The 22,554-nt window shown below is 68.4% G+C and carries 22 protein-coding genes; 14 read left to right on the forward strand and 8 right to left on the reverse strand.

All coding sequences use genetic code 11. The features are described 5' to 3' along the window. The first annotated feature begins 17 nt into the window (after positions 1-17). From pyrF to ACFWU5_RS13390, 8 genes are all read left to right on the forward strand, one after another. On the forward strand, positions 18-842 hold the full coding sequence (gene pyrF, locus ACFWU5_RS13355; RefSeq protein WP_379267341.1) for an orotidine-5'-phosphate decarboxylase: 825 nt from the start codon (positions 18-20) through the stop codon (positions 840-842). 467 nt (positions 843-1,309) lie between these two features. Further along, a complete protein-coding gene (gene mihF / locus ACFWU5_RS13360) occupies positions 1,310-1,630 on the forward strand; it encodes an integration host factor, actinobacterial type (RefSeq protein ID WP_379242502.1) in 321 nt (106 codons plus the stop codon). A gap of 6 nt (positions 1,631-1,636) precedes the next feature. Then, the gene (gene gmk, locus ACFWU5_RS13365) at positions 1,637-2,221 is read left to right on the forward strand and encodes a guanylate kinase (RefSeq protein ID WP_379242221.1); all 585 of its coding nucleotides are present in this window, start codon (positions 1,637-1,639) and stop codon (positions 2,219-2,221) included. 27 nt (positions 2,222-2,248) lie between these two features. Continuing rightward, positions 2,249-2,527, forward strand: a complete 279-nt coding sequence (gene rpoZ / locus ACFWU5_RS13370; RefSeq protein WP_379242220.1) for a DNA-directed RNA polymerase subunit omega — start codon at positions 2,249-2,251, stop codon at positions 2,525-2,527. Between the two features lie 32 nt (positions 2,528-2,559). Continuing rightward, a complete protein-coding gene (gene coaBC / locus ACFWU5_RS13375; protein ID WP_379242219.1) occupies positions 2,560-3,780 on the forward strand; it encodes a bifunctional phosphopantothenoylcysteine decarboxylase/phosphopantothenate--cysteine ligase CoaBC in 1,221 nt (406 codons plus the stop codon). A 204-nt stretch (positions 3,781-3,984) separates the two neighbouring features. Then, on the forward strand, positions 3,985-5,196 hold the full coding sequence (metK, locus tag ACFWU5_RS13380; protein WP_379242218.1) for a methionine adenosyltransferase: 1,212 nt from the start codon (positions 3,985-3,987) through the stop codon (positions 5,194-5,196). Positions 5,197-5,210: 14 nt separating this feature from the next. Then, entirely contained in the window at positions 5,211-7,304 is a 2,094-nt protein-coding gene (locus ACFWU5_RS13385; protein WP_379267342.1) for a primosomal protein N', read from the forward strand. Positions 7,305-7,346: 42 nt separating this feature from the next. Beyond that, the gene (locus ACFWU5_RS13390) at positions 7,347-7,934 is read left to right on the forward strand and encodes a TetR/AcrR family transcriptional regulator (protein ID WP_379267343.1); all 588 of its coding nucleotides are present in this window, start codon (positions 7,347-7,349) and stop codon (positions 7,932-7,934) included. Positions 7,935-7,994: 60 nt separating this feature from the next. Here the strand turns inward: ACFWU5_RS13390 and ACFWU5_RS13395 are convergent, their stop codons facing one another. The 5 genes from ACFWU5_RS13395 to ACFWU5_RS13415 all read right to left on the reverse strand — a co-directional run bounded on the left by ACFWU5_RS13395 (position 7,995) and on the right by ACFWU5_RS13415 (position 12,982). After that, a complete protein-coding gene (locus ACFWU5_RS13395) occupies positions 7,995-8,441 on the reverse strand; it encodes a type II toxin-antitoxin system RatA family toxin (protein WP_379267344.1) in 447 nt (148 codons plus the stop codon). Positions 8,442-8,457: 16 nt separating this feature from the next. Further along, positions 8,458-9,702: an aspartate aminotransferase family protein gene (locus ACFWU5_RS13400; RefSeq protein WP_379267345.1), complete on the reverse strand. Its 1,245-nt coding sequence runs from the start codon at positions 9,700-9,702 to the stop codon at positions 8,458-8,460. Continuing rightward, positions 9,699-10,277, reverse strand: a complete 579-nt coding sequence (locus ACFWU5_RS13405; RefSeq protein ID WP_379267346.1) for an SDR family oxidoreductase — start codon at positions 10,275-10,277, stop codon at positions 9,699-9,701. Before ACFWU5_RS13405 ends, ACFWU5_RS13400 begins: the two co-directional genes overlap by 4 nt. Beyond that, positions 10,250-10,531, reverse strand: a complete 282-nt coding sequence (locus tag ACFWU5_RS13410) for an SDR family oxidoreductase (protein ID WP_379267347.1) — start codon at positions 10,529-10,531, stop codon at positions 10,250-10,252. Before ACFWU5_RS13410 ends, ACFWU5_RS13405 begins: the two co-directional genes overlap by 28 nt. Before the next feature lie 288 nt (positions 10,532-10,819). After that, complete coding sequence (locus ACFWU5_RS13415) at positions 10,820-12,982, reverse strand: MMPL family transporter (RefSeq protein ID WP_379267348.1); 2,163 nt, start codon at positions 12,980-12,982, stop codon at positions 10,820-10,822. Positions 12,983-13,108: 126 nt separating this feature from the next. Between ACFWU5_RS13415 and ACFWU5_RS13420 the strand changes: the two genes are divergently transcribed. Beyond that, the gene (locus tag ACFWU5_RS13420; RefSeq protein WP_379267349.1) at positions 13,109-13,705 is read left to right on the forward strand and encodes a TetR/AcrR family transcriptional regulator; all 597 of its coding nucleotides are present in this window, start codon (positions 13,109-13,111) and stop codon (positions 13,703-13,705) included. On the opposite strand, the gene ACFWU5_RS13425 is transcribed toward ACFWU5_RS13420, so the two are convergent. From ACFWU5_RS13425 to ACFWU5_RS13435, 3 genes are all read right to left on the reverse strand, one after another. Continuing rightward, positions 13,692-15,068, reverse strand: coding sequence for a flavin monoamine oxidase family protein (locus ACFWU5_RS13425; RefSeq protein ID WP_379267350.1), 1,377 nt, complete (start codon positions 15,066-15,068; stop codon positions 13,692-13,694). The two genes, ACFWU5_RS13420 and ACFWU5_RS13425, sit on opposite strands and share 14 nt — an antisense overlap. A gap of 115 nt (positions 15,069-15,183) precedes the next feature. Next, entirely contained in the window at positions 15,184-15,576 is a 393-nt protein-coding gene (locus ACFWU5_RS13430) for a nuclear transport factor 2 family protein (protein WP_379267351.1), read from the reverse strand. Between the two features lie 42 nt (positions 15,577-15,618). Then, positions 15,619-17,187: an HD domain-containing phosphohydrolase gene (locus ACFWU5_RS13435; RefSeq protein ID WP_379267352.1), complete on the reverse strand. Its 1,569-nt coding sequence runs from the start codon at positions 17,185-17,187 to the stop codon at positions 15,619-15,621. Between the two features lie 89 nt (positions 17,188-17,276). Here ACFWU5_RS13435 and ACFWU5_RS13440 point away from each other — a divergent pair, with 89 nt between their 5' ends. The 5 genes from ACFWU5_RS13440 to ACFWU5_RS13460 form a co-directional block, all read left to right on the forward strand. After that, on the forward strand, positions 17,277-17,954 hold the full coding sequence (locus ACFWU5_RS13440; protein WP_379267353.1) for a helix-turn-helix transcriptional regulator: 678 nt from the start codon (positions 17,277-17,279) through the stop codon (positions 17,952-17,954). A 62-nt stretch (positions 17,955-18,016) separates the two neighbouring features. Beyond that, positions 18,017-19,036 carry an esterase/lipase family protein gene (locus tag ACFWU5_RS13445; protein ID WP_379267354.1) on the forward strand — a complete coding sequence of 340 codons (1,020 nt, stop codon included), beginning with the start codon at positions 18,017-18,019 and terminating at the stop codon, positions 19,034-19,036. Between the two features lie 75 nt (positions 19,037-19,111). Beyond that, a complete protein-coding gene (gene def, locus ACFWU5_RS13450) occupies positions 19,112-19,651 on the forward strand; it encodes a peptide deformylase (RefSeq protein WP_379242211.1) in 540 nt (179 codons plus the stop codon). After that, positions 19,651-20,574, forward strand: coding sequence for a methionyl-tRNA formyltransferase (gene fmt / locus ACFWU5_RS13455; RefSeq protein WP_379267355.1), 924 nt, complete (start codon positions 19,651-19,653; stop codon positions 20,572-20,574). Before def ends, fmt begins: the two co-directional genes overlap by 1 nt. Before the next feature lie 656 nt (positions 20,575-21,230). Continuing rightward, positions 21,231-22,554 (forward strand): RsmB/NOP family class I SAM-dependent RNA methyltransferase (locus ACFWU5_RS13460; RefSeq protein ID WP_379267358.1); only part of this gene is annotated, 1,324 nt, incomplete at its 3' end.

Consider the following 22,554-nt stretch of genomic DNA (forward strand, 5'->3'; position numbering starts at 1 on the left):
AACCAGGAGCAGGATCGATGACGACGTTCGGTAGCCGACTGCAGCACGCCATGCGCGAATTCGGCCCGGTCTGCGTCGGCATCGATCCCCATCCGGCGCTCTTACGGGCGTGGGGCCTGACCGAAGACGTCGACGGGCTCGAGGCGTTCGCCGAGATCTGCGTCGAAGCCTTCGACGGTCGCGTCGCGTTGGTGAAGCCGCAGGTCGCGTTCTTCGAAACCTACGGTTCCGGCGGCATCGCGGTGCTCGAACGCACCATCTCGGTGCTGCGCGCCTCGGGCACCCTGGTGCTGTCCGACGCCAAGCGCGGCGACATCGGCTCCACCATGGACGCCTACGCCCACGCCTGGCTCGGCAACGGACCCCTGGGCTCCGACGCCGTGACGGTCTCGCCCTACCTCGGTTTCGGCTCCCTCGACCCGGCCCTGAGCCTGGCGCAGGCCAACCACCGCGGCGTGTTCGTCCTCGCGGCCACCTCGAATCCCGAAGGGGCACAACTACAACGGATCACCGCCCCCGACGGCCGCACGATCGCGCAAACCATGGTCGACGACGCCGCCGCCCGCAACGCCGGCGACGGCTTCGGCTCCGTGGGCGTAGTCGTCGGCGCGACACTCACCCAGGCACCGGACCTCTCGGCCCTCAACGGTCCCATCCTGATGCCCGGCGTGGGCGCCCAGGGCGGGGGAGCGGACTCCATCCGCGCCCTGGTCCCCGAGGCGAACTTGGCCGCAGTGGTGCCCAATGTCTCCCGTGAGGTCCTCAACGCGGGCCCGTCGGTGACAGCACTGTGTGACAAAACAGCCCAACTGCAGGAAGAGTTCGCCTTCCTGCAGCGCTGAGACAACGATCACGAGCCGGGGTAGCGACACGCTGCCCCGGCTTTGTCGTGCCCGCACGGCCCCGATTCCGCCCCCGTCATCGGGGCGCGATTCTGGACGAGTTCCGCGCCCGATTTTCGCGACACGCTGTACGAAATCCAGCGACACGCGGGGATTTTCACGGAATCCGCTGGTCGCGTGGCACCGGGTTTGCCAGGGGGACGCCCGCCCGTGTCGCTACCTGGTGGCTATCATCACCCATATCGGTAAAACCGCAGGTGGGGGTGCATTTTCTGATTTCGACGGTACGATCGTGGCAGCGGAATACGGCGTCACCGCATCGAGCCCGCGCGCGCCATACGGCATCCGTAATCCGGCCCTGACCTGGGGGTCGGGTTCGCAATCGGCGCGCACCGTGGGTACGGTCGCACAGACCGTCCGGGTAACCGGCGGTAGATCTGGCAATGAACGATGAGACGGAGGAACCCGTGGCCCTTCCCCAGCTGACTGATGAGCAGCGCGCCGCTGCTCTGGAGAAGGCGGCTGCCGCTCGCCGCGCTCGGGCAGAGCTCAAGGAGCGCCTGAAGCGCGGTGGCACGAACCTGAAGCAGGTTCTCACCGACGCCGAGTCCGATGAGATTCTCGGCAAGATGAAGGTTTCCGCGCTGCTCGAAGCTCTGCCCAAGGTCGGCAAAGTCAAGGCGGCCGAGATCATGACCGAGCTGGAGATCGCGCCTACGCGTCGTCTCCGTGGGCTCGGTGCCCGTCAGCGCGCTGCGCTGCTGGCCCGCTTCGACTTCGACGCCTAAGAACTGGTGGACAAAAACACGCGGAAGGGCCGACTGGTAGTACTGGTCGGCCCCTCGGCCGTGGGCAAATCCACGGTCGTGAAGTGCGTGCGGGAACGCCTGCCCGAATTGGTGTTCAGCGTGTCGGCCACGACCCGGGACCCTCGTCCCGGTGAAGTGCACGGCCGCGATTACCGTTTTGTTTCCCGAGCGGAGTTCGACGCCATGATCGCGGCGGACGAACTGCTCGAATGGGCAGACATCCATGGGGGGTTGCAGCGATCGGGCACCCCCGCCGCCCCGGTGCGCGAAGCGCTGGCGGCCGGACTTTCAGTACTGATCGAAGTCGACCTGGCCGGCGCACGGTCGGTCCGGCAGGCGATGCCCGAGGCACTTCTGGTGTTTCTCGCGCCGCCCAGCTGGGAAGAACTGGTCTCACGGCTGCGTTCGCGCGGCACGGAGACCCCCGAGGTGATCGAGCGCAGGCTCGAGACCGCCAGGGTCGAATTGGCCGCGCGTGACGAGTTCGACACGGTCATCGTGAACAGCGAGGTAACGACCGCTTGTGCGGAGTTGGTATCGTTGTTCGTTAGCACAAATTCGAGTTCTTGACCCACTAACCCGCAGGAGCCACTCCTAGTGAGTACAGACATCACCGTAGTGCCCGCGTACGACACCCCGATCGGCCTGACCAACCCGCCGATCGATGAGCTGCTCGAGCGCACATCCTCGAAGTACGCCCTGGTGATCTACGCGGCCAAGCGCGCCCGTCAGATCAACGATTACTACAACCAGCTCGGCGACGGCATCCTCGAGTACGTCGGCCCGCTCGTCGAGCCGGGTCTGCAGGAGAAGCCGCTGTCGGTCGCCATGCGCGAGATCCACGCCGACCTGCTCGAACACACCGAGGGCGAGTGACGGCGATCGCTAGCTCGGAGGCGTAGAAGACCATGCGGATCGTCGTCGGGGTCGGCGGGGGCATCGCCGCCTACAAGGCGTGTGCCCTCGTCCGCCGGTTCACCGAGACCGGACATCAGGTGCGCGTCGTGCCCACCGAATCGGCTTTGCAGTTCGTGGGCAAAGCGACCTTCGAGGCGTTGTCCGGGCAGCCGGTGCACACCACGGTGTTCGCCGACGTGCCCGAGGTGCCGCATGTGCGGATCGGCCAGGAAGCCGATCTGGTCGTCATCGCCCCCGCCACCGCGGATCTGATGGCGCGCGCCGCACAGGGGCGCGCCGACGATCTGCTCACCGCCACCTTGCTGACGGCTCGATGTCCGGTGCTGTTCGCGCCCGCGATGCACACCGAGATGTGGGAGCATCCGGCAACGGTGGCCAATGTCGCGACGTTGCGCGCGCACGGCGCCAATGTCATGGAACCCGCGTCGGGCCGGCTCACCGGTGCCGATACGGGTCCGGGACGGTTGCCCGAGCCCGAGGAGATCTTCGGACTTGCCTCGCTGCTGCTCGAACGTGCCGACGCGCTGCCCCGCGACCTGACCGGTCGCCGCGTGGTGATCACCGCGGGTGGAACGAGGGAACCCCTCGATCCGGTGCGATTCCTCGGCAACCGCAGCTCCGGTAAACAGGGTTACGCCCTGGCCAGGGTCGCCGCTCAGCGTGGTGCCCAGGTGACGCTGATCGCGGGCAACACCATCGAGCTCGCGCCGCCCGCCGCGGTCGAACTGGTCCACATCACCACCGCCGACCAGCTCAAAACCGCGGTCGACAAGCACGCGCTCGGTGCCGATGCCGTGATCATGGCCGCCGCGGTCGCCGATTTCCGGCCGACCACCGTGGCCGCCGCCAAGATCAAGAAGGGCGCCGCGGACGAGCCCGACTCGATCCCGCTGACCAAGAACGAGGACATCCTCGCCGGACTGGTCGATGCCCGCACCGAAGGCAGGCTCGCAGGCACCGCGATCGTCGGTTTCGCCGCCGAGACCGGTGACGACAACGGCGATGTGCTCACCCACGCGCGGTCGAAACTGGCCCGCAAGGGATGCGATCTGCTGGTGGTCAACGCGGTCGGTGAGGGCAAGGCGTTCGAGGTCGACACCAACGACGGCTGGTTGCTCGGCGCGGACGGCACCGAGGTCGCGCTGGATCACGGTTCGAAGGCGTTGCTGGCCAGCCGGGTACTCGACGCGCTGGTCCCGCTGCTGCGCTGACCGGGTGTCGCGCGTGAAATGCGTTGCGCGACAAGGTCGGCCGCGCAGTCTACCGGTGGCGTGTGCGATCGCGGCGCGGCTTGGTACTTACTCGCCACCATGTCGGTGGTTTGGAATAGTCTTGATGAGAAGGGTTGCGCGGTAACACCGAGAAGTTACCGTCACAAGCCGAACGAGTAACCCGTTGAGGGAGAGGGAATAACTGTGCGTACGACAGGTAGTCGGCTATTCACCAGTGAGTCCGTGACCGAGGGTCATCCGGACAAGATCTGTGACGCGATCAGCGATTCCATCCTCGACGCACTGCTCGCGGAGGACCCGAGCAGCCGGGTCGCGGTGGAAACCATGGTCACCACGGGGCAGGTCCATGTCGCGGGCGAGGTCACCACCTCCGCCTACGCCGACATCCCGCGCATCGTGCGCGAAAAGGTCCTCGAGATCGGATACGACTCCTCCGCAAAGGGTTTCGACGGCAACTCCTGCGGTGTCAACATCGCGATCGGCGCCCAGTCGCCCGATATCGCCCAGGGTGTCGACACCTCGCACGAGGCGCGCGTCGGCGGTTCCGACGACGCAATCGAGCGTCAGGGCGCCGGCGACCAGGGTCTGATGTTCGGTTACGCGACCATCGACACGCCCGAGCTGATGCCGCTGCCGATCGCGTTGGCGCACCGTCTGTCGCGCAAGCTCACCGAGGTCCGCAAGTCCGGCGTGCTGCCGTACCTGCGCCCCGACGGCAAGACCCAGGTCACCATCGAATACGACGGTGACCGCCCGGTTCGCCTCGACACCGTCGTGATCTCGACCCAGCACGCCGCCGATATCGACCTGGACAACCTGCTTGCTCCCGATATCCGTGAAAAGGTCGTCGAGGCCGTGATCGGCGATCTGAACATGCCGAGCCTGGACACCGCCGACTTCCGGCTGCTGGTCAACCCGACGGGCAAGTTCGTGCTCGGTGGCCCGATGGGCGACGCCGGCCTGACCGGTCGCAAGATCATCGTCGACACCTACGGCGGCATGGCCCGGCACGGCGGCGGCGCGTTCTCGGGCAAGGATCCGTCCAAGGTCGACCGCTCGGCCGCCTACGCCATGCGCTGGGTCGCCAAGAACGTCGTGGCCGCGGGCCTGGCGGATCGCGTCGAGGTGCAGGTCGCGTACGCGATCGGCAAGGCGGCGCCGGTGGGTCTGTTCGTGGAGACCTTCGGCACCGAGAAGGTCGACCCGGCCAAGATCTCCACCGCCATCTCCGAGGTGTTCGACCTGCGTCCGGGCGCGATCATCCGCGACCTGGACCTGCTGCGCCCGATCTACGCGCCCACCGCGGCCTACGGTCACTTCGGTCGCACCGATATCGACCTGCCCTGGGAGCACACGGACCGCGCCGACAAGCTGCGCGCGGCCGTCGGCCTGTAATACCCACGGACCGCGTGAGCGGCGACGAACACTCGACAACAGCGGGACACCCGATCGCCAGGGTGCTCCCGCTGTTGTCGCCTGCCCACCTCGACCGCGATTTCGACTATCTGGTTCCGGCTGAACTCGAGGAGATCGCGCAGCCGGGGGTGCGGGTGCGGGTGCGGTTCGCCGGGCGGCTGGTGGATGGGTATCTGCTGGAACGGCTTCCGCGCACCGACCACAACGGCAAGATGATGCCGCTGGAGCGGGTCGTTTCTGCTGAACGTGTGCTGACTCCGGAAGTTCTGCGGTTGGCTACCGCTGTGGCCGCCCGCTATGCCGGAACGCGTGCCGACGTGCTGCGCCTGGCGATTCCGCCGCGTCACGCCCGCACCGAAACGGGTGGGGTCAAGAAGGTGAAGTCGGCCGTGGCCGATGCGGCGACCGGAACTGTTGGTGGCGAAGAGGTTTCGTCGTCGGGGGATCCGGCGCCCGACTCGCACGAATCATCCGGTGCTGCGGAATCGACCGTCGATGCCTCGGCGTGGGGACGCTACGTGCACGGGATGGCGTTCGTCGACGCGCTGGCGCAGGGTAAAGGTGCGCGGGCCGCGTGGCAGGCGCTGCCGGGGGAGGACTGGGCGACGCGGCTGGCCGAGTTGGCGGCGACGGTGGTGGCCAGTGGGCGCAGTGCGGTATTGATGGTGCCGGATCAGCGGGATCTGGATCGGTTGCTTACCGAATGTGTTGCGCTGGTGGGGGATTCGGCGGTCGGGTTGTCGGCCGGCCTGGGGCCCGCGGCGCGGTACCGGCGGTGGTTGGCGGTGCTGCGGGGCCAGGCGCGGATCGTGGTCGGCACGCGGGCCGCGGTGTTCGCGCCTGCCCAGGACCTCGGGTTGATCGCGATCTGGGACGACGGGGACGACACCTATGCCGAGCAGCGGTCACCGTATCCGCACGCGCGCGAAGTGGCGATGTTGCGCGCGCACGAGACCGGGGCGGCATTCATGGCCGCTGGTTTCGCGCGGACCGCGGAAGTGCAGGCGGTGGTCGAATCCGGTTGGGCACGTGACCTTCTCGCGGAACGCCAGGTGTTGCGTGAGGTGACGCCGCGGATCAGCGCGCCCGGTGACAGTGACTTCGCGCTGGAACGTGATGCGCTGGCGCGGTCGGTGCGAATGCCCGGTGTCGCGTTCGCGGCCGCCCGCTCGGCGCTCAAGGAGAACACGGCGGTGCTGGTGCAGGTGCCGCGCCGGGGGTACGTGCCGTCGCTGGCCTGCGCGAAATGTCGCACTCCCGCGCGTTGTCGACACTGCAACGGTCCACTGGCATTGCCGCAGTCGGCCAACGGTGAAGCGGCCAGCCCGCATTGCAAATGGTGCGGGATCGTCGAGGCCGCTTTCCGCTGCCAAGCCTGTGGTGCGCGCGCGCTTCGAGCCACGGTGATCGGGGCCGCGCGCACTGCCGAAGAACTCGGCCGCGCGTTCGCCGGGGTGCCGATTCGCACATCGGGGGGCGGGGAAATGCTCGACACCGTCGAACCGGGAGGTCAGGTCGTTGTCGCCACCGTCGGCGCGGAACCGCTCGTGCGCGGCGGCTACGGTGTCGCCCTGCTGCTGGACGGGTGGGCCCTGCTCGGACGCGCCGACCTGCGCGCGAGCGAGGACACCCTGCGGCGCTGGATGGGTGCCGCCGCACTGGTCCGGCCGCGCGGACAGGTGATCGTGATGGCCGAACCCTCCCTGCCCACGGTGCAGGCGTTGGTTCGCTGGGACCCGGTCAACCACGCCGCCGCCGAACTGGAAGCCCGCGCCGAAGTCGGCTTCCCGCCCGCGGTTCGCCTGGCCGCCGTCGACGGCACAACGGCCTCGATCGCCGAATTGCTCGACGCCACAACACTTCCCGAGGGGACTGAACTGCTCGGCCCGGTGCCGTTGCCGCCCACTGCCCGCAAACCGTTCTCGGGAGCGGATTCCCCCGTCGAGGTCGAGCGGATGTTGCTGCGGGTGGGTCGGTCGGGTGGCGCACCGCTGGCTCGGGCATTGGCCGCCGGGCAAGCGGTGCGCAGTTCACATCGGTCCGACGCGCCGTTGCGAGTGCAGATCGATCCGGTGGATATCGGGTGATGGGCGGCCGACCGGGGTCACTCCACGTCTATAGTCAGTTACATGACTGAATCGGATGCGCAGGTCAGACCCGCGATCGGGAAGCGGGAACGGCTGGTCCAGGCGGCGACGCGGGTGTTCTACCAGCAGGGCATCGAGAAGACCACGATCGCGGACATCGCCCGCGAGGCCGACGTGCCGGTCGGCAACGTCTACTACTACTTCAAAACCAAGGACCAGTTCATCGCCGCCGTCATCGACCTCCACGCCCAGGTCCTGGCGGGCGCGGTAGCCGAACTCGCCGACCTGCCGGGCCCCGCCGACAAACTGAAGGCGATGGTGCGCAGCTGGGTCGAACAGCGCGAGATGGCAGCACGATTCGGCTGCCCGACCGGATCCCTCGCGGCCGAACTCGACAAGCGCGAGGATGCCTTCGGCGGCGAACCGGCGCGGGTGATGGGCCTACTCGTGGAGTGGGCCCACCAACAGTTCACCGACCTGGGACGCGCGGACGCCGCGGAACTAGCCATCGCCTTCGTCGCCGCATATCAGGGAATCTCATTGCTCACCAACACCTTCCGCGACCCACAACTGATGGTCACCGAGGGAGCTCGACTGGAGCGCTGGATCGACGAGCTGAGCCAGAAATAGGGGAGCGTCCTGCCGGGCACGCCGTTGGGCTCGACAGGACGCTGGGTCAGGTGGCTCGGGTCAGGAAGCGACAGCGACGCACGCGCTGATGGCGGTCATCAACTCGTCGATGTTGTCGTGCAGGGCGCGGGTGGCAATGGGGTCGAGCATGGTGGCCAGGCTGGGCATGCCGAGGTCGAAATCGGCATCGAAGCTCACCACGGCGTCGCGCCCGTCTATGGCCACCTGCCAACGGCCTTCGAACGCGACCAGGTCGCCGGCAACCTGGACGAACGAGTAGGTACGGGCGTCGGCGTCGAACAGGTCGCGTTCTGTCCAGCGCAGCGAACCATCGCGGAACTTGACTTCCCAATCGCTGGTCGCGGCGCCGCCGTCGGCATCCCATGTCACCTCGACCTGTTGCACGCCGTCGGCGATGTCGGGGTAGCTGTCGAGGTCTGTGAGGTGCGCGAAAACCGTGTCGGCGTCGGTGTTTTCGATGCGTCGGCTCAGCGAAACGTTAGGCATGGCAGAACTCCTGTGTTCAGACGTGCGAGAGCAGGGCGGTGAGGGCATTGTCTAGCGCGGCCAGGACGGTGCGTTCCTGGTCATCGGTGAGAACGACGGGCGGAGTGAGCCGCACGACCGCGCTCGCGCCGAGTGAGTGATTGACGATCACCCCGTGGGCGAGCAGGTCGGTGACCAGTTCAGCGGCCAGATCGGGCCGCAGGAACTCGATGCCGATGAGTAGCCCGCGACCACGTACGTCACGGACTGTGCGACCCACATACGGCGCGCATAGTTCGCGCACCGCGGCGAGCATGCGGTCGCCCAGTTCGGCCGCGCGGGCGGCGGTATCACCGGCGATGAGGGCACCGACGGTGGCAACGACAGCCGCCGAGGCCAGCGGTGAACCACCGAACGTCGACGAATGCAGCGTCGGGTCGTCGGCGAAGGGCCGAAACGCTGCGGCCGTGGCGAGCACCGCGGATACCGGCACCACTCCACCGGACAGTGCCTTGCCGACCAAAAGTACGTCGGGGCACTCGATTTCGGGTTGATGGGCCCACATCGTGCCGGTGCGACCGAGCCCGGTCTGGATTTCGTCCACGATCAGGAATGTGTCGGAAGCCCGGCACAACCGCTGGACGGCGGCGAGATAGCCGGGCGGCGGAATGACGACACCGCCCTCACCCTGGATCGGCTCCAGGATGACGGCGCCGCGTCCTTCGGCCGCGACGAGCTCGGCTTCGAGAGCCCCGATGTCGCCGTAGGGCACCGCTGTCGCGGGCAGCAACGGCTGAAAACGCTGCTGGTACTCCGACTTCGGCGTAACCGCAAGTGCCCCGGTGGTCTTGCCGTGGTACCCGCCGAGCATGGTGATCAGCCGGTCCTGGCCGTGGGCACGGGCAATCTCGAGTCCGAGCTCGGTGGCCTCGGCCCCGGAATTGAGGAACGCGACCGAGTCCAGCCCTTCTGGAGCGATCGAGACCAATGCCCTCGCCGCCTCGGCGACTTGGGGCTCCAGCAACAGTCGCGTGGCCAGGGGATGGCGTCGTACCTGTTCGACTACTGCGGACACCACCGGTTCGGGACAGTGCCCGAGCAGGAACACCGCATACCCTCCGCAGTCGATGAACGAACGACCATCGGAGGTCTCGACGATCGCACCGTGTGAGGCCACTTCGACTGGCGCACTGACGAACTCGGCCAAGGCCGCACGCCCACGACCCAGATGTGCCCGGTAGAGCGCGACGATCTCGGCGCGGTTCAGGTCTGGGCCGCTCATGCTGCGACCGTCTCGGGTAGCCAGTAGGCGCGCACTGTGGCGGTCAGTAGATCGCGCGCGGTGTCCGGACTGGGCTGGATGCCGACGAACGGGCCGACGCCCAGACTGGATTCGAACGGTGCATCGGTGAACAGCGACGCCATGGCGAGCAGATTGTCGAACTTCTTGCGCGCCTTGGCATCGAGCACATCGCCGAGCATCGGCAGGATCAACCGTTGTACTGCCTCGATCTGGAAGTAGCGCGGGGTGTCGAGCTCGGTGCCTTCGGCGCGGTAGAGCTCGCGGCACAGGTCCACGATGGCGCCGGTCTCGATGGCGTGGTCACCGGCGGTGAGCCAGTACTCCGAGCCGTCGAGGTCGGCCGTGGCCAGCCGGGCCAGTGCGGCGGCGACCACGTCTTGGGCGAGGAAGTCGACCTGGGCGGTGTCGCTGAATGGTACGAACGGCAGCGCGCCCTTGACGTAGGCGCCGAGGAAGGTATGCAAACCCTGGTGCCGCACGATCCGCCCGGTGGCCGAATCTCCCATGAGCAGCGACGGCCGAGCGATCACATACGGCAGGCCGGACGTGCGCACCGGTTGAAATCGACCATCGCCGCCACGTGGATGACCCGGTCGACCTCGTCGGCGATGCGCCCGTAATCGTCACCGAGACCGAGGTCGGGCTTGCGGATGTCGCCGCTGAGCCAGGTGACGCCAGGACGCGCTGCCCCGGTCTTGCTGTGGCCGAGCGCGTAGATGCGGTAACCGGGCAGTAGTTCGACCAGTGCGCCGCCGATAACGCCGGATGCGCCGGTGATCAGGAAGGTGGACTCACGGTTGATGCTCATTTTTCCTCCACTCCGGGGGCGGGGAACGAACGAATTCGTCTGCACCCGGTAGTAGTTCTGCGGACCCGAGGTGCGGAGGCATCACGTCGTTGTGACCTCCGCGAAATCCAAAGTAACGCAAGGGATTTCGATTTCCGATGAAGCTCACATGAACTCGGGGAGGCGATCGGGCCATTTCCCGGTGTAATCGAGCGCAGTATGCGCCTCGGCGAGGAAAGCTGGAAAAGCCCACGTCAACGGCGCCCGGCACGAGACTTGTCGGGCGTCGTCGACGCGGGTGAAAGGTGGTCAGGCCGTGATGGATTCACGCTCTGTTCGGATATCTGTCACCTTCGGCAGTGACTCGCCTTCGATGTCGACGTGGGGCAGAATTCGGTCGAGTGCGGCAGGTAACCACCATGCCCAGCGACCCAGTAGCGCCATCACGGCGGGGATCAGGGTCATGCGCACGATCAGTGCGTCGAACAGCACGCCGATGCCCATCGCGAAGCCGATCGGGCCGATCATGATGTTGTGGCTGAACAGGAATCCGGCGAAGACCGCGATCATGATCACCGCCGCCGCGCCGACCACCCGGACGCTGTGTGAGTACCCGGTGCGCACCGCGGCCAGCGCGCCATCGCTGCCGGTGACGTAGGCCTCGCGCATCCGCGACACCAGGAACACCTGATAGTCCATCGCCAGGCCGAACAGCACGCCGATCAGCAGGATCGGCAGGAACGCCAGGATCGGTGCCGGGTGGTGCACATTGAGCACGGATCCGAGCCAACCCCACTGGTAGACCGCGGTGGTCGCGCCCAGTGCGGCGGCCAGTGACAGCAGGAAGCCCAGCGCCGCGGTGAGCGGGACGAGCAGGGAACGGAACGCCAGCATGAGCAGTGTCAGTGCCAGGCCGACCACCACGATCAGAAACGGTGCCAGCGCGGCGGACAGCTTGCGCGCCACGTCGATCGCGATCACCGTTTCGCCGGTCAGGTGCAGGGTGGCGCCGTGCGAGGCGTGCAGGTCGGTGCCGCCGCGCCGGATCGACTTCACCAGGGTCGCGGTGTCTTGGGAGCTCGGCTCGGTGGTCGGGACGATGACGAACTGGGCGGTGTCCGCGGCGGCGTTGACTTCCGGCGGCAGCGTCATGGCGACGCCGCGGAGCCCGGTGATCTGCTCGATCGCTGCCTGGGTCTGGGCCTGGATGCGGTCCGGTTCGCCCTGCACCACCGCGACCAAGGGCCCGTTCAAGCCGGGGGTATAGGCCTTTGCGAGCAGATCGTAGGACTGCCGCGCGACGGTATCGGTCGGCTCCTGTCCCGCGTTGGGCAGGCCGAGTCGCAGTCCGAGCGCGGGCAGTGCGAGGATCGCGAGCACGCCGACTCCGGTGAGCAACGTGAGGATCGGCCGCTTGGTCACCGCTTCGCCCCACCGGTTGGGCCGTTGTGCCGCCTCGACAGCGGCGAGCCCGCGACCACGCGGAATCAGTCGTTCGCCGGCAAGGCCGAGCATCGCGGGTAACAGCGTAATCGCCAGCAGCACAACAACTCCGACACTGGCGGCCGCCGAAAGACCCATGCCGGTGAGGAAGGGGATGCGCGCAATAGCCAAGCCGCACAGGGCAATCAAGACGGTGGCGCCCGCGAAGACAACGGCACTTCCCGCCGTCCCGATGGACCGGGCCGCAGACTCGCGCACGCCCATCCCCTCGGCCAGTTGCTGTCGATGCCGCGACACGATGAACAGCGTGTAGTCGATGCCGACGGCAAGGCCGAGCATCAGTGACAGTGCCAGCGTGGCCGACGAGGCGTCGAACAGAGTCGATGCCGCCACCACCGCGCCGGTGCCGATACCGACTCCGACCAGCGCGAGCAGCAACGGCAACCCGGCGGCAAGCAGTGAGCCGAAGGTGAGGACCAGCACCGCCATCGCGATCGCCACACCGACTGCCTCGGACGGCCCGACGAAGGAGGCCTCGGTGTAGAACGGGCCGCCGGTGAGCATGGGCCGAAGTCCCTGCGCGCTCAACCGGTCGCGCACGGCCTCCACCGAGTGCTTCGCCGTCGGATGCACCGGGGTGGTGAAGGTGATGTCGACGAAGGTGACGTCACCCTTTTCGGAGACCGCGAACACGGCCGGAGTAACGGACTCGATGCCCGGCGTGCCGCTCAGCGTCGCGACTTCGGCGTCGATCTGGGTCAGCGGAAGCGGCCGGCCCTCGGGAGCCCGCACGACGAGCCGGGCAGGGGCCTCGCCCGCGGTGGTCGGTGCGCCCCTGCCGAAGCTGTCCTTCAACACGATCTGGGCGCGGTCGGATTCGGTGCCGGGAATGTCGAACTGATCGGAAACCTTGGCGCCCAAGGTGATTCCGACCAGCGTGACAGCAGTGGCGATGAGTGTCCAGACAGCGACCACCCACCACGGATTGCGAAAACAGCGATCGCCGAGGCGATAGAGAACCCGCGCCATGGTTACCCCTCCAGGGTATTTATCCTACAGATGTCTGATTACCGACACCTGTAGGATAGGCCGGGTCGCCCGGCGGGCGTCAACGTGTCACGCGACACAGCGATCCATGGATGTGAAGGTGGAACAGTGATTCGAACGCAGCCGATCGGGCGGAAACCGGCCTCCGACGATCCGCGGGTACTGCGCAGTCGTGGCCTTCTGCAGGACGCGATCCTCGAACTAGGGCTCGAAGGCCCGGTCGACGGGATCGCGATCTCCGACATCACCGGGCGCGCGGGCGTGAGTCGTAGCACCTTCTACGACCACTACACCGACAAGGAGACGCTGCTGGCCGATGCGATCGAACGCCACGCCCTGCACGCGGGAATCTCATTGCGCGAGGGAGGATTCGGCGACGGCCTCCCGGATCAACCGCCGCAATTCCTGATCGGCTACGTCCAGCACATCGCCGACCACGCCCAGCTCTACCGCAACGTGCTGGGCGCGCACGGATCGGCCGCGGTGCACGCGCGACTGGCGCGCCGCATCGCGACCATCCTCGCCGACGGCATCGCCCTACTCGGCGAACACGCACCGGCTACCGCTGCAGTGCCGATCGAGGTCGACGCGGCCGCGCTGGCGGGCGCCGTGCTCGCGGTGCTCACGCACTGGCTCGAACGGTTGCCCGACACGCCACCGGCAGTGGTCGCCGCATGGATCTGGGAGATTCTCACCCGCGAATGAGACGTGCTCCCAGAAGCGTCTGCACCTCGGCGGCGGCGCGTTCGCCCGAGGTGATCGCGCCGTCCATGTACCCGTTCCACACGGTGGCGGATTCCGCTCCCGCCCAATGGATTCGACCGATCGGAACGCGCACGGTGTCGCGGTACGCGGTCCACGACCCGGGCGGCAGGTAACCGCCGTAGCAGCCTCGTGACCACTGCTCCTGGCTCCAGTCCTTCTCCACGAACTGTTCGGGATCCGCGGCCGCGGGACCGAAATGGCGGGTGAAGCAGGCGAGCACCTCGGCCCGGCGTTGTGCGGCGGGGAGCTGCCCCAGCCGCCGCGCGTGGCCCGCTTCGAGGAAACCGAGCAGCACGCCCTTGCTGCCGTCGGGTGGCGAATTGTCGTAGCACAGCTTCACCGGGCCGACATCGCTGGTCGCCTGCCCGTTCAGTCCGTCGCGGCGCCAGAACGGTTCGGAGTACACGGCCATGCGCTTCACGACCGAGCCCTGAATGTAGCGCTGCGCCAACTGATCTCGGTGGCCGGGCAGCGGCGGGTCATAGCTGATCCGGCTGGTCAGGGTCGGTGGGATGGCCACGATGACCGCCTGGGCGCGCGCGGTGACACGGTCGGAGATCACGGTGACGCCGTGGTCGGTGGTCGCGATCCGCCGGACCGGGGTGGACAGTTGCACCGCGCTGCCCAGGTCCTGCGCCATGCGTTGCGCGATGCGCTGTGAACCGCCGACGACGCGCCACTGCTGGGCGCCGTCGACGGTGGAGATCAGCCGGTTGATGCCACCGCCGGAGTGCAGATAGAACAGGAAGTGCAGCAGCGAGATGTCGGCGGGTTCGGCCGCGAACACGGCCTGACAGACCAGCGTGCACACGTCGCGGGCGCCGGTCGTGCGGACATTGCGGCGCAGCCAACTGTCGAAAGTCTGTGCGTCCCATAAGGATGCGCGTGCCGCGGTCCACGGAGCGTCCAACGGCACCGTCCTGGCCATGCGGTCCAGCCGCAGCTGGGCCTGGGCGACATCGGCCAGCACCATTGGACGCAGCGGCGGGATCGTGCCGCGGTAGCGCTTGGTGCGGCCACCGAATTCGACCTGGGCCCAACCGTCGTTGAAGGTGTCGTGCGTGCTCAGGCCCAGTTCATCGATGAGGGCGAGCACGCGCTCCTGTGTGGGGCCGACCCACTGGCCGCCGACCTCCACGACGTTGCCGTCGCCGATGGACTCGTTCAGCGTGCGCCCCCCGACGCGGTCGCGCGCTTCGAGGATCACGACCTGATGACCGTTCGCGGCGAGTTCTCGCGCGGCCGCCAATCCGGCCAGCCCGGCCCCAACTACGACAACGTCATAAACCTCGGAATCCGTCACGTCGACCTCCGGTCAACCTCGACTGAACGCTTGTCCAGTTCAAGCCTAGGCGTCGGGGTGGATCGCCGGAGCCGAATGCGCGAGGAGTCGGCGCGTCCGAACGCGTGTCGCCTGTTCACTCGGCCGGCTGCCAGCCCGTGCACACCAGGTCGATACTGGTGATCCTGTCGTTGTCGGTGGTCAGGTAGGCGCGCTGTTCGGCCAGGCGCGGGGTGCCGTTGGCCGGGTGCATGCGGACTCGCCAGTGCATCGCGAGCTTGTCGCCCACGCGGTCGCGGCCGGAGTCGACCACGGCGAAGTCGTCGGGGCCGCCGAACCAGCCGCGGAAGCGGTCGATGGTGGGGGTGGGGCCGGTTTCGGTGAAGGGGCCGGGTGGGATGAGGCCGCGCAGGGTGACGTCGGGGGCGAGGTAGGTGGACATGGTGGTGAAGTCGCGGTCGATCAGGGCGGCGAGGAAGCGGTCGGCCACCGTGGTGGTGGCCTGCGGGGTGGGGGTCGAAGTAGTCATGGGGAAAGTCTCGGCGTAGTGCGGGCGCGGAACATCGGGTGATCACCCGATCTTTGTGGGCTGATCCTCGTCGGGGAGTAGGCCGTGGCGCATCGCGAAAACCGCCGCCGAACCTCGGCTGTGCACGCCGATCTTGGTGTAGATGTGCTCGACGTGGCTGCCCGCGGTGCGCGGGCTGATGCCCAGGGTCTGGCCGATTTCGCGGGTGGAGCGGCCGCGCACCAGCAGGGCGAGCACGTCGAGTTCGCGGGCGGTGAGGCCGGCGATCTGGGCGCGTTTGCGGGGTCGACGGCCCTGGGCTGCCGCTAGGACCGCGGCCACGGCGTCGCCGTCGAGTCGACCCGCTGTCACTTCGGCGCGCAGGATCGCGGCTCGTTCGTCGGCGTCGACGGCGGGTCGGTGCGGGCGATCTTCGCCGAGGGCGCGAAACATCTGCGCGGCGGCCAGAATTCGCGCGGCGGGCGGCAGCATCGAGCCGGTGAGCCCGCGCGGATACCCGGATCCGTCCAGGCGTTCGTAGACCATCGAGGCGGGTCCGGCGAGTGCGGCCAGGTGGGGGCTGCGGGCCAGCACGCGTTCGGTGAGGTAGGGGACCATGCGAACTCGTTCGCGTTCGGACGCGGTCAAAGGTCCGGGCTTGTTCCAGATGCCGGTCGACACGCCGATCGTGCCCAGCCGACACACCAACGCGGCCCGCCGCACCGTCTCTGCCTGGTCGGCGGGCAGGCCGTATTCGCGGGCCGCGGCGGCTGCCAGGTCGGCGACCGCGCGCGAATGACCGAGGAACCAGGTCGCTTTCGAGTCGGAGTAGTCGGCGAACACGGTGAGCACGTCGGTGAGTTCGGCCTCCGGGATCGGCCTGTCCAGTGCCGCACAGCCGTCGATCACCTGCTGCCAAGCATCGACCTGGTCCAGCCCTTCCAACAGTTCTCCATCGACGCACAGCGCGACCAGATCGGGATCGAACTCGGTTCCGCTGCGCGACTGCAACATTCGCACCGCCGCGTCGGTACCGCCCACGCGCGCATGGACTTCCGCGTCATCGGCGATATGGACCACGCGCATCACCGCGGTGATCTGGTCACCACGCAACCCGCCGGGCACCCCGTGGCCGTCCCACCGTTCGAACGCCTGCGGCAGCGCCGTTTGCACGGCAGTGGGCAGGTCGAGGCGTTCGGCGATATCGGCGGCGGTGCGGCAGTGGGTGAGAAACGAGTCCATCGTGTCGCGCACGCCGCCCGCGAGAAACCGGCCGGTCATCGACAGGCGCCGCAGCGGTGACGCGCCCGGCGCGAGGTGGCCGAGCAGGAAACCCATCATCGGCAACCCGGTTTTATCGATGTCGTAGCTGTCGGCGCGGATGCGCAGATCGTCACCGAACCAGCGGGCCATCTCGGGGGAGTCGGACACGCAACCGACCCACGCCAGCAGCGAAACATAGTACGCCGCAGCACGATCCGCCTCCGACAGGCCGGCCGCCTCCGCGAGCCGGACCGCGAGAACGGTCTGCCGCAGGACGTGTTCCTGCGGCTGACCCAAACCCAGGTCGGTGGCCAGCGACAGCGAGGCGATGAGTTCGGCCAGGCGCAGCGGTGCGGCGAGTTCGGTCATGGTGCATCAAAGATACTCCTTGCGCTCGATGCATTGCCGATATATCGTCGATAGTGTCAAGAACAACGAGAGAGCCGTAGGAGGCTGTCATGCAGAACCAAGAACAACGAGAATTCGGACACTTCCGGCGCGGTCGCGGACCGGGCCCCAGAGAATTCGGTCACGACCGCCAGCAATTCCGGCACGGCGGGCGACACGGGCACGGCCCCGAGTTCGGACCGGGCTTCGGTCCCGGATTCGGGCCGGGTTTCGGTCCCGGATTCGGTCGCGGACGCGGCCGCGGCGGGCGGGGCAGGCGGGGCGATGTGCGGGCCGCGGTGCTGCTGTTGCTGGTCGACCGACCCATGCACGGGTATGAGCTGATCCAGCAGATCCGCGACCGCAGCGACGACGTCTGGCGTCCCAGCCCGGGATCCATCTACCCGGCATTGGCCCAGCTGGAGGACGAGGGGCTGGTGCTCATCGAGAAGATCGCCGGTCGCAAGACCGCGCAGCTCACCGACGAGGGCAAGGCCTACGTCGAGACCCATCGCGAGGACCTGGGCGACCCGTGGGCACAGGTCCGGCAGGACGTCGGCGCCCAGGCGCTGGACCTGCGCGAGCTGGTCGGACAGGTGATGGGCGCGGTCGGCCAGGTGGCCCAGGTCGGCACACCGCAACAGGCGGCGAAGGCGGCCGACGTGCTCGCCGAGACCCGTCGGGCGCTGTATCGAATCCTCGCCGAAGACGATGTTGTTTCCGAGGGCGACGCAACCCCCGAGAAATGATGGCGCGGTGAAGGCCCTACCCGACGTGCGGATGTCAGACCCATGGGGTAAATGTTTGGGATATGGAACAACTGGATACGTTGTGGGGTTGGGGAACATCACGAATGCGCGCGGCGGTGGCGGTCACGGCACTGGCCTGCACGGCGGTGATCGGTGTGTCGTTCGCGCCGATCGCCACCGCTGAACCGGCGGGTTTTCGACCCGCCGTCATCCCGATGGAGGCGGGTCCGGCACAGTCCGATCACCTGGATGCCGCCCATTACATCAACACCCACCCGAACTCGGTTCCGGTGGGGCTCAACAACTTCGGCTGTACGCCCAGCGCGCAGCATCCGCGGCCGATCGTGCTGGTGCACGGCACCGATTCGAGCGCGTACTCCGACTGGGCTGGCATCGGCCCGCAACTGGTCGCGGCGGGCTACTGCGTTTTCGCGTTGAACTACGGCGGGGCGCCCGGCGCCGACACCTACGGCACCGAGGACATGCGGATCAGTTTCGCGCAGCTGTCGGCCTTCGTCGACGACGTGCTCGCCGCGACCAAGGCCACCAAGGTCGACCTGGTCGGGTTCTCGCAGGGCGCGACCGTGAGCCGGTTCTACGTCAACAAACTCGGCGGCGCCCCGAAGGTCGGCACCTGGGTGGGCCTGGCCTCGCCCAGTTATGGCGGGGTCATGTACGGACTGGTCCCGGTGGGTCAGGCCATTCCCGGCATGATGGACGTGTTCGCGAAAGTCACCTCCACCGCGGCGGTCCAGCAGGCGCAGGGCGAACCGCTGATGGTCGAGCTCAACGCGGGCGGCGACACGGTGCCCGGTGTCCGTTACGTCACGGTCGGCAGTCGGGTCGACGAGATGATCCAGCCGTTCTCCAACATCGCGTTGCGCGGCGCGGGGGCGGAGAACCTGGTGCTGCAGGACCTGTGCGCCGAGGATATGACCGGCCACTTCCACCTGGTCTACGACCCGTTCGTGCAGCAGTTGCTGCAGCGCATCCTCGACCCGGTCGGCGCGCCCGCACCGGTGTGCAAGCCGGTACCGCTGGGCACCGGGATCCCGGAGGTGATCATCGCGGGCAACTCCTGACGGCCGTGCTGGCTGGAGGGCCCCCGCGAGGTCTCTAGACTGGGACGACAGCAATTCGTCCTCCCGGGAGCCGCCTTGACCATTCAGCCCGTTCGCCTGTTCGGCGACCCGATCCTGCGTTCTCGTGCCGACGCGGTCACCGACTTCGGTCCCGACGTCGCCACGTTGGTCGCCGATCTCATCGAGACCATGCACGATGACGGCGGCGTCGGCATGGCCGCGCCGCAGATCGGGGTCGGGCTGCGGGTGTTCGTCTACGACACCGGCGACGCGGCGGGTCACGTGGTGAACCCGGAATGGTCCGCGATCGGCGACGACGAACAGGTCGGACCCGAAGGGTGCCTGTCGATTCCCGGCGTGCGCTACGACGTGCGCCGGGCCGCGCGCGTGCGGGTCACCGGGTTCGATTCCACCGGTGCCCCTGTCGAATTCGAGGCCGACGGACTGCTGGCGCGGTGCGTGCAACACGAACACGACCACCTCGACGGCGTGCTGTTCATCAACCGCCTCGAACCCGCGGACCGCAAGGACGCGATGCGCACCATCCGCGAATCCGACTGGTTCCGCGCCGGTGTCACCGTGCGCGAATCCAGCGGTGTGGGCGGTGGCCGCTGATGCGCCTCGTTTTCGCGGGCACGCCGGAACCGGCCGTGCCGTCGCTGCGCCGACTGATCGAAAGCGCGGGCCACGAGGTCGTCGCGGTGGTCACCCGGCCCGACGCGGTCGCCGGTCGGGGACGCAAGATCATGCGCTCGCCGGTGGGGCAGCTCGCCGATGAACACGGCATTCCGGTGTTCACCCCGCGCAAGCCGTCCGAGCCCGACTTCATCGCCGCGCTGACCGAACTCGCCCCGGACTGCTGTCCGGTGGTCGCCTACGGTGCGCTGCTGCCGCAGCAGGTCCTCGACATTCCCGCGCACGGGTGGATCAACCTGCACTTCTCGCTGCTGCCCGCCTGGCGCGGCGCGGCGCCGGTGCAGGCGGCCATCGACGCGGGCGACGACATGACCGGCGCGTCGACCTTCCTGATCGAAGCGGGCCTGGACACCGGCCCGGTGTACGGGGTGATGACCGAGAAGATCGGTCTCACCGATACCGCGGGCGAACTGCTGTCCCGGCTGGCCGACGCGGGCGCGGTACTGCTCGAGAAAACCCTGGACGGGGTGGAAGACGGGTCGCTGCAAGCGATTCCGCAATCACATGACGGCGTGTCCTACGCACCCAAGGTGTCGGTCGAGGCGGGGCGGATCGGTTTCGACGAACCCGCACTGGCCATCCACCGGCACATCCGCGCCGTCACCCCGGCGCCCGGTGCGTGGACCGAGGTGAACGGGCTGCGCCTCAAACTCGGCCCGGTGGAAATGGTGGAGGAAACCTTGCCCGAACGCGAGATCGAGGTGCGCAAATCCGGCGTCTTCGTCGGAACATCGACCACAGCGGTCCGCCTGGGGCAGGTACAACCGCCCGGCAAGAAGATGATGAACGCGCTGGACTGGGCCCGCGGTGCGCGCCTGGCGGCAGGCACGGTGATCGGATGAGTGCGTCCGACCGCCGTCGTCGCCGCGAAGCCGACGCCGCGAAGGGTGTCGCACCCCGCGACGACCGCAAGCCCGCGGGTAAGGGCGAGCCGCGTGGGGGTAACCCCGAGCGCAAGATCACCAGCAAGAACGTCGACGGTGGCTGGGCCGCGCGCGCCGCGAAGGGCACCACCACGCCCCGCACCGACGAGGACCGCGGGACCGGGCGCGACGGTCGCCCCCGCTCCACCGACAATCGTCCCCGATCCGGCACACCCCGTCGCCCGGACGACCGCCCCGGTTTCGGCCGCGGCGCGCAGGGACGCGACGCGGGCAACCAACGCGCCGACGCCCCCCGTCGCACGGATGACCGCCCCGGTTTCAGCCGCGATCGCGAGCAGGGTCGTGACGCGGGCAACCAGCGCGCCGACACCCCGCGCCGCGTAGACGACCGCCCCGGTTTCGGTGGCGCCTCGAACGACCGTGCGCAGGGTCGCGACGCCGGTAGTCAGCGCGATGATCGTGGTTCGGCAGGACGCTCCGGCGCGGCGAGCTCGGGTCCCGCCCGTTCTGATCGTGGCGCCGCAGGTTCCGATCGTGGCGCGCGCGAAGCAGATTCGCGTGGCCGCAGTCGCGACGGCGGGGCGCGCGGTGCGGGTCCGGCGAGCAAGGCGCCGGTGCAGCGTCGGCCCGAACGGCCCGATCCCAGCGTGCCCAGTCCGCGGAAGCGGCGCGGTGAGCCCGTGGATCCGGCGCGTGAGGTCGCCCTCGACGTGCTGCGCGCGGTGCGTGAACGCGACGCGTACGCCAACCTCGCGTTGCCGAAGTTGTTGCGCGAGCGCAAGATCAGCGGGCGCGATGCCGCCTACGCGACCGAGCTCACCTATGGCGCCAGCCGTTCGCAGGGGCAGCTCGACGCGGTGATCGCGGCGTGCGCGGGCCGCCCGATCGAGGAGATCGACGGCCCCATCCTCGATATCCTGCGCCTTGGCGTCTACCAGCTGCTGCGCACCCGCACCAGCGCCCATGCCGCCGTCGACACCTCCGTCGACCTGGCCAGCGCCGAATTCGGCCAGGGCCGTGCGGGATTCGTCAACGCGGTGCTGCGCCGGGCGGGGGAGAAGACCTCCGAACAGTGGATCGCCGAGTTGGCCCCCGCCGACCCGGTCGGCAAACTCGCCTTCGAACACGCGCATCCGAAGTGGATCGCCCAATCCTTCGCCGACGCGCTCGGCGCGAAGGCGGGCGAGCTGGACGAACTGCTGGCCGCCGACGACGAGCGCCCGGTCGTGCACCTGGTCGCGCGCCCCGGCGAGATCACCTCCGAGGAGCTGGCCCTGGTCACCGGCGGTGAGGAAGGCCGCTGGTCGCCGTACGCGGTGTACCTCGACGGTGGCGATCCCGGCCTGCTCGAGCCGGTCCGCGACGGCATCGCCGCGGTCCAGGACGAAGGTAGCCAGCTGGTCGCCCTCGCACTGACCCGCGCACCCCTCGAGGGCCCCGACCAGGGGCGTTGGCTGGACCTGTGCGCAGGCCCCGGCGGCAAGGCGGCCCTGCTCGGCGCGCTGGCCGCGATCGACCTGTTCACCGTCGACGCCGTCGAACCGGCCGAACATCGCGCCGAACTGGTCCGCAAATCCACCCGCAACCTGCCGGTCACCGTGCACGTGGCCGACGGTCGCGACAGCGGACTGACCCCCGGCTACGACCGCGTCCTGGTCGACGCGCCCTGCACGGGCCTCGGCGCGCTGCGTCGTCGCCCCGAGGCGCGCTGGCGTCGCACCCCGGCCGACGTGGCCGAACTGGTCACCCTGCAGCGCGAACTGCTCGCCGCCGCATGGGATCTCGTGCGTCCCGGCGGTGTCGTGGTGTATTCGACCTGCTCGCCGCACCTGGCCGAGACCCGGGCCGTCGTCGACGACGTCCTCAAGCGGGAGGGCGGCGCCGAACTCCTCGACGCCCGCCCCCTGATGCCCGGCGTCCCCGCCCTCGGCGAGGGCC

Origin of the sequence: Nocardia sp. NPDC058640, assembly GCF_042716995.1 — a bacterium.
Taxonomy (GTDB): Bacteria; Actinomycetota; Actinomycetes; order Mycobacteriales; family Mycobacteriaceae; genus Nocardia.